The organism is Endozoicomonas sp. G2_2 (assembly GCF_017744135.1).
Lineage (GTDB): Bacteria > Pseudomonadota > Gammaproteobacteria > Nevskiales > Salinisphaeraceae > Salinisphaera.
The window spans coordinates 1-12,262 of record NZ_JAGHQU010000017.1 but is presented as its reverse complement, the minus strand read 5'-3'; the positions used below and the strand labels follow the sequence as shown (position 1 = coordinate 12,262).

At 65.7% G+C, this 12,262-nt stretch carries 12 protein-coding genes; 9 read left to right on the top strand and 3 right to left on the bottom strand.

The window, feature by feature from the left end; genetic code table 11:
* Positions 1-9 precede the first annotated feature (9 nt).
* The 3 genes from J7355_RS15790 to J7355_RS15780 are packed head-to-tail and all read right to left on the bottom strand — an operon-like array spanning position 10 to position 2,352.
* Positions 10-894 (bottom strand): carbon-nitrogen hydrolase, encoded by an 885-nt coding sequence (locus J7355_RS15790; protein WP_209064414.1) that lies wholly within the window; start codon positions 892-894, stop codon positions 10-12.
* A complete protein-coding gene (locus J7355_RS15785; RefSeq protein WP_209064413.1) occupies positions 895-1,932 on the bottom strand; it encodes an agmatine deiminase family protein in 1,038 nt (345 codons plus the stop codon).
* Positions 1,933-2,352 (bottom strand): hypothetical protein, encoded by a 420-nt coding sequence (locus J7355_RS15780; RefSeq protein WP_209064411.1) that lies wholly within the window; start codon positions 2,350-2,352, stop codon positions 1,933-1,935.
* 95 nt (positions 2,353-2,447) lie between these two features.
* On the opposite strand from J7355_RS15780, the gene J7355_RS15775 reads away from it, so the two are divergent.
* From J7355_RS15775 to J7355_RS15735, 9 genes are all read left to right on the top strand, one after another.
* The gene (locus J7355_RS15775) at positions 2,448-3,698 is read left to right on the top strand and encodes a lipoprotein-releasing ABC transporter permease subunit (protein WP_209064409.1); all 1,251 of its coding nucleotides are present in this window, start codon (positions 2,448-2,450) and stop codon (positions 3,696-3,698) included.
* Positions 3,691-4,398, top strand: coding sequence for a lipoprotein-releasing ABC transporter ATP-binding protein LolD (gene lolD, locus J7355_RS15770; RefSeq protein ID WP_209064407.1), 708 nt, complete (start codon positions 3,691-3,693; stop codon positions 4,396-4,398). The genes J7355_RS15775 and lolD overlap by 8 nt, the downstream gene beginning before the upstream one ends.
* A 222-nt stretch (positions 4,399-4,620) precedes the next feature.
* A complete protein-coding gene (locus J7355_RS15765; RefSeq protein WP_209064405.1) occupies positions 4,621-6,882 on the top strand; it encodes a DNA internalization-related competence protein ComEC/Rec2 in 2,262 nt (753 codons plus the stop codon).
* Positions 6,883-6,952: 70 nt separating this feature from the next.
* Positions 6,953-7,564 carry a MotA/TolQ/ExbB proton channel family protein gene (locus J7355_RS15760; RefSeq protein WP_209064403.1) on the top strand — a complete coding sequence of 204 codons (612 nt, stop codon included), beginning with the start codon at positions 6,953-6,955 and terminating at the stop codon, positions 7,562-7,564.
* Positions 7,561-7,968 carry a biopolymer transporter ExbD gene (locus J7355_RS15755; protein WP_209064401.1) on the top strand — a complete coding sequence of 136 codons (408 nt, stop codon included), beginning with the start codon at positions 7,561-7,563 and terminating at the stop codon, positions 7,966-7,968. The genes J7355_RS15760 and J7355_RS15755 overlap by 4 nt, the downstream gene beginning before the upstream one ends.
* Positions 7,969-8,033: 65 nt before the next feature.
* Positions 8,034-9,797 carry a lipid A export permease/ATP-binding protein MsbA gene (gene msbA / locus J7355_RS15750; RefSeq protein WP_209064399.1) on the top strand — a complete coding sequence of 588 codons (1,764 nt, stop codon included), beginning with the start codon at positions 8,034-8,036 and terminating at the stop codon, positions 9,795-9,797.
* Between the two features lie 49 nt (positions 9,798-9,846).
* Positions 9,847-10,869, top strand: coding sequence for a tetraacyldisaccharide 4'-kinase (gene lpxK / locus J7355_RS15745; RefSeq protein WP_209064397.1), 1,023 nt, complete (start codon positions 9,847-9,849; stop codon positions 10,867-10,869).
* On the top strand, positions 10,866-11,621 hold the full coding sequence (gene kdsB / locus J7355_RS15740; RefSeq protein ID WP_209064395.1) for a 3-deoxy-manno-octulosonate cytidylyltransferase: 756 nt from the start codon (positions 10,866-10,868) through the stop codon (positions 11,619-11,621). Before lpxK ends, kdsB begins: the two co-directional genes overlap by 4 nt.
* The gene (locus tag J7355_RS15735; protein ID WP_247740038.1) at positions 11,618-12,112 is read left to right on the top strand and encodes a low molecular weight protein-tyrosine-phosphatase; all 495 of its coding nucleotides are present in this window, start codon (positions 11,618-11,620) and stop codon (positions 12,110-12,112) included. The genes kdsB and J7355_RS15735 overlap by 4 nt, the downstream gene beginning before the upstream one ends.
* Positions 12,113-12,262 lie beyond the last annotated feature (150 nt).

The window sequence follows — 12,262 nt, the reverse complement described above, 5'->3', positions numbered from 1 at the left end:
AACGGCGTTCTAGTCGCGAAAACGGCGAGTGATGTCGCCGAAGGCGTCGATACGCCGGTCGCGAAGGAACGGCCAGATACGTCGCAACTGTTCGGTGCGTTGCAGCTCGACGTTGGCGACGAGCAGTTCTGGATTCTCGCCGGCTTCGGCCAGGGTTTCGCCCTGCGGGCCGAACACGAAGCTGTGGCCCCAGAAACGAATCTCGGTGCCGTTGTCGCCTTCGATGCCGACGCGGTTGGAGGTCACCACGGCGAGGCTGTTGGCGATCGCATGGCCGCGCTGCACGCCCTGCCAAGCGCCGAGTTGGCGGGTCTGTTCCGCGTTGTCGTCGGTCACGTCGTCCCAGCCGATCGCCGACGGATAGATCAGCAGTTCGGCGTCGGCCAGTGCCATCAGGCGGGCAGCTTCCGGATACCACTGGTCCCAGCAGACGAGCACGCCGAGCCGGCCGATCGAGGTGTCGATCGGGGTGAAGCCGAGATCGCCCGGGGTGAAGTAGTACTTTTCGTAGTACTCGGGATCGTCCGGAATATGCATCTTGCGATAGCGCCCGGCGAGCGTGCCGTCGCTGTCCAGCACTACGGCGGTGTTGTGATAGAGCCCGGCGGCACGGCGCTCGAACAGCGAGGCCACGACTACGACGCCGGCGTCCTCCGCGGCGCGGGCAAGGCGCTCTGTCGACGGGCCGGGGATCGGCTCGGCGAGATCGAACAGCGCCGGGTCTTCGCGTTGGCAGAAATAGGGCGTGTTGTGCAGTTCGGGCAGCAGCACCAGCTTCGCGCCGGCCGCACCGGCCTGCTCGATGTAGGTCACGGCCGTATCCAGGTTGGTGGCCGGATCGGGCGTACAGGCGTATTGCGCGATGGCGACGCGCAGGGGATCGGATCGGTTCATCTAGTTCGGCTCGGCCGGAATCTGCATGGCGGCACAATGTAGGCCGCCGTGCTGGCGAATCAAGGCGCGGCTGTCGACAGTGTGGATATCGCGGTCCGGGAACAGTTCGGCGATGATCTTGCGCGCGGCGTCGTCGGCCGGGTCGTCGAAAGCAGGCATGACGATACAGCCGTTGGCGATCAGAAAGTTCGCATAGCCGGCCGGCAGGCGGTGGCCGTCGTCCGGGTCGTGAATTGGCCGGGGCAGCGGCAGTTCGACGAGTCGATAAGCCTGGCCGTTTGCATCGCGCAGGGCGGCGAGTTCCTCGGCCATCGCCGCAAGCGGCGCGTAGTGATCGTCGTTTCGATCCCGACAGCCTTGATAGACGATCGTATCGGCGGCCACGAAGCGGGCGAGGGTGTCGATATGACCGTCGGTGTCGTCGCCGATCAGGTCGCCCTCGGTGAGCCAGTGCACGGTCTTGACGCCGAGTGCCTCTCTCAGCAGGGCGGCCGCGTGATCGCGATCGATATCGATATGATCATTGCGCCGGCCCTTGATCAGGCAGCGTTCGGTGGTCAGCAGCGCGCCGGCGCCGTTGGCCTCGATACTGCCCCCTTCGAGCGTGAGCTCGTGGCGTTCCAGTGTGCCGGCGCCGAGACAGCCGGTTGCGTGGATGGCGGCGGTGAAGGCGTCGTCTCGGCTGGCGGCGAACTGGCCGCCCCAGCCATCGAAGCGAAAATCCAGAAAGCGGCGTTCGCCGTCGTCGAATACCGTGATCGGCCCGGTATCGCGCGCCCAGATATCGTCGTTGGGCACGTCGACGACCGTCAGGCGGTCGAGTTCGGCGAGCGTCGCATGGGCCGCGATACCGTCCCGGCATTCGGCGTCGGTGGCCGCGAGTATTACCGGCTGGTAGGCGCAAAGCACGGCGGCAAGCTCGGCAATGGCATCGCGTGCCGCCGCCAGGCCGTCGCCCCAGTCGCCGCCGGCGCGCGGCCAGACGAGTAGGGTGGCCTGTTGCGACGCCCATTCGGGCGCCGGGGTTCGTTCTGCCATCTAGTTGCCGGTCTGAAGTTCTTCGGTATGCGCAATCGGCTCGGGGTGATCCGGGATTACGGCATGCAGTACGTGGTCGTACTCGAAGTAAAGCCGGTAGTCGGGATAGTCCCAGCGCGAGATCGGCGGCTGACCGACGGGCCCGCTCTGGCTGACGGGCTTGCCGTAGCGTGCCAGCACCCGGGATTTGGTCATCCCGCGTGGGGGCGTGTCCGGGCGGGCCGAGGGCGGCGAAGATGCCTGTCCCGCGGCATCGCTCGCGGCGGGCATCTCCAGCACCGTGCCCCGCGTAGTGGTTTGCGCCGTATGACTTTGCGATTGCGGCGCGCTGTGCTCGCCGCTGCCGTAGCCTTGCGCACTCGCAGCGAACGCGCCGGCGGCCGGAAAAATCAGCCCCGTGACCTGAACTAATAGAAACACAGACGTTCTCATGCGCATGACCGATTTCCCCCGGTGTGCTCGTCGGCAGCAGACCCCCTGCGCCGATGAACGCCATTATGCTTTAATGCGCGCCAATGTTTAGACCCCTAGAACTCTACGCCGGCCTGAAATACACACGGGCCAAGCGGCGCAACCATTTCATCTCCTTCATTTCCTCCATCTCGATGGGGGGAATCGCGCTGGCGGTGATGCTGCTCATCACGGTGCTGTCGGTCATGAACGGCTTCGAGGCGGAGCTGCGCGATCGTATTCTCGGCATGGCGTCCCATGTGGAAATTTCCAGCGGGCGCGGCGCGCTGCAGGGCTGGCAGGATCTGGAGACGCAGGTCGACCGACGCATCAAGGACGTCGAAGGTGCCGCGCCATATATCAGTGGCGAGGGCATGGTGCGCTCGGGGCGCAACATGGCCGGCACCATGATTCGTGGTGTGGTCCCCGCGCAGGAGCGCAACGTCTCGGACGTGGCCGATCACATGGTCGCCGGCGAGTTCGGCGCACTCGAGAAAGGCAAGTACCGCATTGTCATCGGTGCCGAACTCGCGACGCTGCTCGGCGTGGGCGTGGGCGACAAGATCGACCTGATGATTCCGGAGGCGAACATCACGCCGGCCGGCATCGTGCCGCGTTTCCGGCGGTTCACCGTGGGCGGCGTCTTCAAGGTGGGCATGTACGAGTACGACCGCGGCATGGTGATGGTGCACATGGGCGACGCGGCCACGCTCTACAACATGAAGGACGGCGTCAGCGGCCTGCGTCTGCACCTCAAGGACATGTTCGATGCACCGGACGTCAGCCGCCAGCTACAGGTGGTTCTCGACCCGGGCAAGCGGGTATCGGACTGGACCCGTCAGCATGCGAACTTCTTCCACGCGATCGCGACCGAGAAGACGGTGATGTTCATCATCCTGAGCCTGATCATCGCGGTGGCGGCGTTCAATATCGTGTCGATGCTGGTGATGGTGGTCACCGACAAGCAGGGCGATATCGCGATTCTGCGTACGCTGGGCATGTCGCCGAAGTCGGTAATGGCGATCTTCATGGTGCAGGGGTCGCTGATCGGCGTAATCGGCACGGTGGTCGGCGTGGCGCTGGGCATCCTGCTGTCGATCAACATCGAACATATCGTGCCCATGCTCGAAAGCCTGCTGAATACGGATCTGCTGTCGGCGGACGTGTACTACATCAGCCAGCTCAAGGCCGAGCTGCATGAAACCGACGTGGTGCGGATTGCACTGCTGTCGCTCGTGCTGTCTTTCCTTTCCACGCTTTACCCGGCCTGGCGCGCCGCCCGGGTGCAGCCGGCGGAGGCGTTGCGCTATGAGTGATCAAGCCACCAGCGTGCTGGGCTGCACGCAGCTGTCTAAGACATTCACCGAGGTGCGCGAGCCGGTCACGGTGCTCGACGATATCAACCTCGACGTGGCGCCGGGCGCCAAGATCGCGGTCATCGGAGCGTCCGGCTCGGGCAAGTCCACGTTGCTGCATCTGCTCGGCGGGCTGGATGTGCCCACCACCGGTGAAGTGCGGATCGGCGGGCGGGACATGACCACCCTCTCGAACGCTGCGCGCGGCAAGCTACGCAACGAAAAGCTGGGTTTCATCTACCAGTTTCACCATCTGCTGCCGGAGTTCACCACGGTCGAAAACGTGGCCATGCCGCTGCTGATCCGGCGCGGTTCGCCCGCGCCAGCGCTCGACGCGGCCCGCGATCTGCTGCGCAAGGTGGGCCTGGGGGATCGCCTCGAGCACAAGCCGACCGAACTGTCCGGTGGCGAGCGTCAACGGGCCGCCGTCGCACGCGCGCTCGTCACGCGTCCGGCCTGTATTCTCGCGGACGAGCCGACCGGCAACCTGGATCATCGCACCGCGTCGAGCGTGTTCGACATGATGCTCGAGCTCAACGAGTCGTTGAACACCAGTCTGGTCATGGTGACCCACGACCGGGAACTGGCCCAGCGCATGGACCAGGTCTGGACACTTGAGGACGGGCATCTCGCGCCGGCAGAGGACGCCGCCCTGGTCTGATCCGCGGCGCGGTTGCGTCGTCGAGTTTCGCGCCGCGGTGAGCACACCCGTAGGTCATCTACGCGCCACCTTCGCGGTGCGACAGGTGTGCGGCGTGCGCTTGCGGCAATCGTGGCCGATACAGTAACCGCATAACGATAAGGCACGCCGATGTCGCGTGCCGGAGCGGTCATGGTCGGCGATGGGGTTACAGGCAGTATTTCGGGACGGCCCCGAACGAACGTGGCGCCTCTGTTACGTGCGCTCGAGTCGGATCCGCGTGTACTCGCGGTAGCCGTGATCGCGAGCACGCTTGCGACCTATCTGCGACCCGAGCCGGTCTCTCTCGTCTGGCTGCTCGTGGGCCTTGTGTTTTGTCTGCGGCGCTGGCCGGGGCGAACGATCGTCGCAGCGTTGCTGCTCGCAAGCGCGTGGACGAGTATCGACATGGGCCAGCGTATCGATTCGCGCTGGCCCGTGGCGCGTAGCGGCGACACCGTTTCGCTGACGGGGCGAGTGGCAGGCCTGGTCTCGAACGACGCGTTTCGCAGCCGCTTTGTCCTTGCGCGTGACAGCCCGCCGTATCGGTCTCGAATCTCCTGGTACGACCCGGCGCACACGCTGCGCCCGGGCGATTGTGTGAGCGCGGCGATCAAACTCGATACGCCGCACGGTTCCGCCAACCCGGGCACATTCGACTACGAAGCCTGGCTCTGGCGCGAGCGCATCGATGCAACCGGCTATGTCAGGCAAATGGGCCGCTGCGATCGACCTGCGGTCGAGTCCATGGATCGCTGGCGGGCGGCCGCTCTCGATAGGCTGAACACGACGCTGGGCGACGCGCCGATGCGCGGGATCATCGCGGCGTTGGCGCTCGGTGCACGAGACGACATCACCGATGTTCAGTGGGATGTGCTGCGCGCGACCGGCACGAGTCATCTCGTGGCCATATCCGGACTGCATATCGGTTTGATCGCGGGTTGGCTGTTTTTCGCTGCGCGATGGCTGGCACTGCGGCTAACCCCGGGTGTATCGGCGCTCTTGGTCGCCGCGCCCATCGCCTTGTTCGGCGCGCTGGTCTATGCCCTGCTGGCAGGGTTTGCGTTACCCACGCAGCGCGCATTGATCATGGTCGCCGCGGGGCTGGCGGCGCTGCTGTCGATGCGGCGTATGGCGGCGTCGCGCGTGCTCGCCATGGCCGCGATCGCGGTGGTGGTGTGGTCGCCGGCCTCCGTGAACGCGCCCGGTTTCTGGCTTTCGTTTGGCGCGGTGGCCTGGCTCATCTATCTCGCGCGTTTGGCCGCGGCACGCCGGGTTATCGGTTTCGGCGTTCTGCAACTCGGACTGGTTGCAGGTCTCGCGCCGGTCACGGCCTGGTTTTTCGGTGAGGCGTCGCTCGTCGCGCCACTGGTCAACGCCGTTCTTGTGCCCCTGGCGGCGTTTGCGGTGCCGGTGATCCTGATCGCGGTGCTGGTAGCGTTGGTATGGCCGCCGTTGGGCGCGCCGCTGCTGGTCGCGGTCGCAGCCGGTTTGGCGCATGGCTGGCCCGTGCTCGCCGGCATTGCCGCTTGGCCGCCCGCGTCCGTCGCCATCGCCATGCCGGGCATGATTGCGTTGTTGCTCGCCGTCGTGGGCGTGGTGGTTGCGTTCTTGCCTCGGGGCTTGCCCGGGCGTTGGCTTGCGCCGATCTTCCTTTTGCCGGCACTGCTGGGGTGGCGGCCACTATTTCAAGAGATCCCGCCCGGCGCCTATCGAATGACGGTACTCGACGTCGGTCAGGGCTTGGCCGTGGCGCTGCGCACGCGCCACCACACGCTGCTCTATGACGCCGGCCCCGCGTATCGCACCGGTTTCGATGCCGGGGCCACGTTCGTTGTGCCTTATCTGCGCCACGTGGGCCGTTCCGAGATCGATCGCATGATCATCAGCCACGCCGATATCGACCATGCCGGCGGTGCCGCGGCGGTGGAGCGCGATCTGACGGTGAAGCAGCGTATCGGTGCCGGCGGCGCGCGCCCCTGCCGGGCAGGGCAGCGCTGGCAATGGGACGGCGTGAGATTTTTCGTCCTCTACCCGGCGGCACGCGATATCGGTCCCGAGACGCCGCGCAACATGCGCTCCTGCGTGGTTCTTGTCGATGGCCCCGGCGGGCGCACCTTGTTGACCGGCGATATCGAAGCCGCGACCGAAGCGCTGCTGGTCGAGCGCGCTCCCGTGCGGCTCGGCGCCGACGTACTCGTGGTGGCCCACCACGGCAGCGGCAGTTCGACGTCGAAAGATTTCCTCGACGCGGTATCGCCGGGCCATGCGCTGATTTCGGCCGGGTGGCAGAACCGCTGGGGGTTTCCGGCGCCGGAGGTGATAGAGCGCCTGGGTGATATCGGCGCCGAGGTTTCGAACACGGCCAGTGCCGGCGCCGTCGAGGTGCGCGTGCCGGCGGTGCCCGACGCGATAGAGATCCGGCGCTGGCGTCATGTGGTGCCGCGCGTCTGGCACGTGCCCTGAGCGCGCCGGGTGGCCGGCATCGGCGCGCGCGATTATCATGCCGTCTCGCCCGACAGCGCAAAGGAGAGGCATGGCGGAAATGCTGGCGGCCGGCGGATGGCTGATGCTGCCGATCGCGATCTGTTCGGTACTGGGACTCGCAATCGTGATCGAGCGCGCCTGGGCACTGCGCACGCTGCGCATTGCACCGCCGAATCTCGTCGCGCAGCGCGACCAGCTGGCACGATCGCCCGCACTCGATGCGCCCGATCGAGAAGCTCTGGAAGCGCACAGCCCGCTCGGACGTGTCTGGGCTGCGGTACTCGCCACGCGAACCGAGGCGGCAGATATTCGCCGTGAGCGTATCGAGGAGGCCGGGCGCCAGGCCGCCCACGACATGTCGCGCTACCTGAACACGCTGGGCACGATCGCCGCGATCACCCCGCTACTGGGTCTGCTCGGGACCGTGGCCGGCATGATTCGCATCTTCGCGACCATGACGGAATCGGGCCTTGGCGACGCCCAGGCGCTGGCCGGCGGTATCGGGCAGGCGCTGGTCACCACAGCGACCGGGCTTTGCGTGGCGATTCCCGCGCTCGTGGCCTATCGCTTTTTCAACGGTCTGGTAGAAAAACGCGGGCTGTTGCTCGAACAATGGGCGGTGCGGCTGATCGAACTGCAGCGTGCCGAGCGCACCACATGAAGTTCGTGCGACGAACGGTCGATCAGGAGCCGTCCGTCAACCTCACGCCGCTGATCGACATCGTCTTTCTGCTGTTGATCTTTTTCATGGTGTCGAGCCGTTTCATCGACGAGCGCGACCTGCCGTTGGAACTGCCGGCTGCCGTCACCGCTCAGCCCAGCACGGCTGCGGACGCGCTCGTGGTCGACGTCACCGGCGAGGGTGTCTACCGCGTGGACGGCAAACCGGCGGAAACGGATGCGCTGGTCGCATCGCTGCAGGCGCTGCGGGCACAATACCCGAATCGCGCCTTGCGGGTGCGCGCCGATGGCCGCGCGACCCATGCCGCGGTCGTGCATGCGCTGGATTCGGCATCGCAGGCCGGCTTTGCGCACGTCGAGATCGCGACAGGCAGCGGCAATTGATCCCCCAGAGCGGGCCATGCCCGTTATCGCGACACTGACTCTCCCTACGGAACAGGCTTCGGATTTTGGCGAAGAAGAAAATCGAGACCCACATGCCGATCGGCGAGATATATCCTCGCCTGTTGCGCTACACCTGGGTGCACAAGAAGTGGCTGGGTATCGCGATGTTGGGCATGGCCGGCTACGCGGCGGCCGATACGGGCCTCATCTATATTCTCAAGCCGCTGCTGGACGGCAGTATCGTCGACCGCGATCCCTGGATGATCCGCTGGATTCCGGTGTTCATGCTCGGCCTGTTTCTGCTGCGTGGCGCGTTCGGCTTCTGCTCGAGCTACGGCATGTCCTGGGTTGCCAATCGGGTGATCTACAACGTGCGCCGCGACATATTCGCGCAGTTTCTGCGGCTGCCAGCCAGTTTCTTCGATGCGAACTCGACCGGCAAGACGACGGCAAAGCTCACCTACTACACGGGCCAGATCTCGGGTGCCGCGACCAGCGCCATCACGATCATGATTCAGGACTCGCTGCGCATCGTGGGTTTCACCTTCCTGATGTTCTGGGTGAACTGGTCGCTCGCGCTGATCACGCTCGTCGTGGGTCCGATCATCGCGGTGATCGTCAGTCATGTCTCGAAGCGTTTCCGTCGCTACAGCATGAGCATTCAGCAGTCGATGAGTGACATCACGCACGTCAGCGAGGAAGTGCTTACCGGCCAGCGTGTGGTTAAGGTGTTCGGCGGGCAGGCGCACGAACGCCACAGTTTCGATCGCATCAACGAGCGCAATCGGCGCATGTCGATGCGCAAGGCCACGACGAGCGCGGCGAGCGTGCCCGTGATCCAGCTGATCGCGGCCTTCGCGGTCGCGTTCGTGGTGTCCGTGGCCGTGCGCGACACCGGCGGCGGGATCATGTCGCCGGGTGATCTGGCCACGTTCTTTGGCGCAATGATGGCTATGATGGGGCCGATCAAGCGCCTGACGAGCGTGAACGCGACCATCCAGGCAGGCATGGCGGCGGCAGGCGCGATATTCGAGCTGATCGACGAGCCCACCGAAAATGACCACGGCACGCGTGCGATCGAACGCGCGAAAGGCGATATCGTCGTGCGTGAGCTGTCGTTCCGGTATCCGCTTACCGAGCACGCGGTGCTGCGCGATATCAATTTCGAGATCAAGCCGGGGCAGACCGTTGCATTCGTGGGCCGCTCCGGCAGCGGCAAGTCGACGCTGCTGTCGCTGTTGCCGCGCTTCTACGATTACAGCGACGGCAGCATCCAGCTCGACGGTCACGAACTGATGGAATACAGGCTCGCGGACCTGCGCCAGCAGATCAGCCTCGTCGACCAGAACGTCGTGCTGTTCAACGATACGGTCGCCGGCAATATCGCCTACGGGGCGCTGGGCGGCGCGGATCGCGAGACGATCATGGACGCGGCGCGGCGGGCCTATGCCGACGAGTTCATCCAGTCGCTGCCCAACGGCTACGACACGCTCGTGGGGCAGAACGGGATCATGCTGTCCGGCGGCCAGCGTCAGCGCATCGCGATTGCGCGGGCGTTGTTGAAGGATTCGCCGATTCTCATCCTCGACGAGGCGACCTCGGCGCTCGACACCGAGTCCGAGAAAGCGATTCAGAAGGGGCTCGATGTACTCATGCAGGATCGCACCACGCTCGTGATCGCGCACCGGCTGTCCACGATTCAGGACGCCGACCGTATCGTGGTGCTGCATGACGGTGAGCTGGTCGAGCAGGGCACGCACGACGAGCTGATGCGCATCGGCGGGCATTATCGCAGCCTGCACGATATCCAGTTCGCGCGGCCGGACTAGGCCGCTTGCGGGCCCGTCTGCGCGTGCACGCCACAAACACCATGACCCGATGAGCGCGCTCGGCTCGTCGCTGCGCGCGGCGCTCGAGCGCAGCTGGTATAGCGCGGGCGGCGCCTGGTGGCCGTTGCGCCCGCTAGCCTGGCTTTTTCGCGCCGTCGTGGCCGTGCGCCGTAATGCCTACGGCCGCGGCTGGCTCGACGCCGTGGAAGTCGGTGCGCCGGTTCTCGTGGTCGGCAACATCACGGTGGGGGGCAGCGGCAAGACGCCGCTGACGCTCGCACTCATCGAGCGACTCAAGGGCCGCGGATTGCAGGTGGGCGTGGTCTCGCGCGGCTACGGCGGCAAGGCAGCGACTTATCCGCTCGAGGTGACGCCTGACGTGTCGCCCGCGCGCTGCGGCGATGAGCCGCTGATGATCGCGCGGGCGAGTGGCGTGCCGGTGGTGGTTGACCCGCGCCGGCCGCGCGGCGCGCGTCGGCTGGTCGAGCACAATGGCGTCGACATCGTGCTCGCCGACGACGGGCTGCAACACTACGCGCTGGCACGCGACGGCGAGATCGCGGTGACCGACGCACGGCGCGGCCTCGGCAACGGCTGGATGCTGCCGGCCGGACCGTTGCGCGAGCCGGCAAGCCGTCTCGACGAGGTGGACCTGTCGCTCACACACGGTGCCGACGGGGACTTCTGGCTCGTACCGGGCACGGTGCACGGGATCGTCTCCGGCACGCAGCGCGAGCTCGTCGACTTTCTCGAGACCCCGGTACACGCCGTGGCCGGTATCGGCGATCCCGCACGTTTTTTTGCCATGCTGCGCGAGGCCGGACTCGACGTGATCGAACATCCCATGCCCGACCATCACGAATACGCGGGCACGCACATACGCTTTGCCGAAGACTATCCCGTGCTCATGACCGACAAGGACGCCGTGAAGTGCGCCGCGCTGGCGGACGCGCGACACTGGCGCGTCGGCACAACGCTGGTGTTTTCAGACCGGGCCGCGCGGCGTGTGGATACTTTGCTTGATCGGCTGTGTCGTCATGCGCGAGGCGCAAAGGAGGCCGTATCTCAATGAGTTTCGTTGTCGTCATTCCTGCACGCCTGGCCAGTACGCGGCTGCCGGACAAGGTTCTGCGGCATATTGCGGGTGAGCCCATGATCGCCCACGTCTGTCGCGCAGCGCGGGCGAGCGGGGCAACCGACGTATGCGTGGCCACGGATGCCGAGACGATCGCGTCCGCGGCCGAACATGCCGGCGCGACGGCCTGCATGACGCGCGCCGATCACCAATGCGGCAGTGATCGAATCGCCGAGGTGGTCGAACAGCGCGGGTGGTCCGACGACGCGATCGTGGTCAACGTTCAGGCGGACGAACCGCTGATGCCGTCGCGTCTGATCGATCAGGTCGGCGCGGCTCTGGACAACGACCCGTCGGCGGGCATCGCTACCGCCTGCACGCCGATCCTGAGTGGCGAGGAGTTCGCAAACCCCAGCGTGGTCAAGGTCGTCGCCGGCGCGCGAGGCCGGGCAGTCTATTTCAGTCGCGCGCCGATCCCGTTTCATCGAGACAGCGACAATCGCGAGTTTTCGGGCGCGTTCCGACATCTCGGCATATACGCATACCGTGTCGGGGCGCTGAAGCGGTTTTCCGCGGCCGCGCCCGGCGTGCTGGAGCGCGCCGAATCGCTGGAGCAGCTTCGCGCCTTCGATCTCGATATACCGATTGCCCTGGTCGAGGCGGTCGCTACGCCGGGCCCGGGCGTGGACACGCCGGCCGATCTGGCACGGGTCGAGCAGTTGATGTCCAAAGCGGGTGCAGAACGATGACGGGCCACACACCAATCGCCGTTCTCTTCGTCTGTCTGGGCAATATCTGTCGTTCACCGAGTGCGCACGGCGTGTTTCGGGAAGCGGTGGCGCGGGCAGGCTGGGCGGATCGCGTCCATATCGAGTCCGCGGGTACGGGCGACTGGCATATCGGCAAGCCACCGGACCGTCGTGCGACGGCTGCCGCGGCAGCCCGGGGCATCGATCTCAGCGATCTGCGGGCACAGCAGGTACAAGCGACGGACTTCGAACGATTCGACTATGTGCTGGCCATGGATGCCGACAACCTGGCAGACCTCGAACAGATGGCGAACACCCGGGGCAAGGTGCGCGCGCGTATCGCCCTGTTCAGCACATTTAGCGCGCGATACCGCGGCGAAGCCGTACCCGACCCGTATTTCGGCGGCGAGCAGGGTTTCGAACGCGTGCTGGACATGATCGAGGACGCATCAGCGGGGCTCCTAGAGGAGATACGCACGCGCCTCGACTGAGGTCGCGCACGGCGCGTAGACAGAAAAAAAGGTTCTTCGCAGATAAGCGTGAAAGGCGGCGGTGACCGCATGGCTTAAGCTTGGATTGCTACCACGCATTCCAGGCAACCAAGAAAGGCCACCGCCATGCCCGAGGCTAATCTGCTTTCC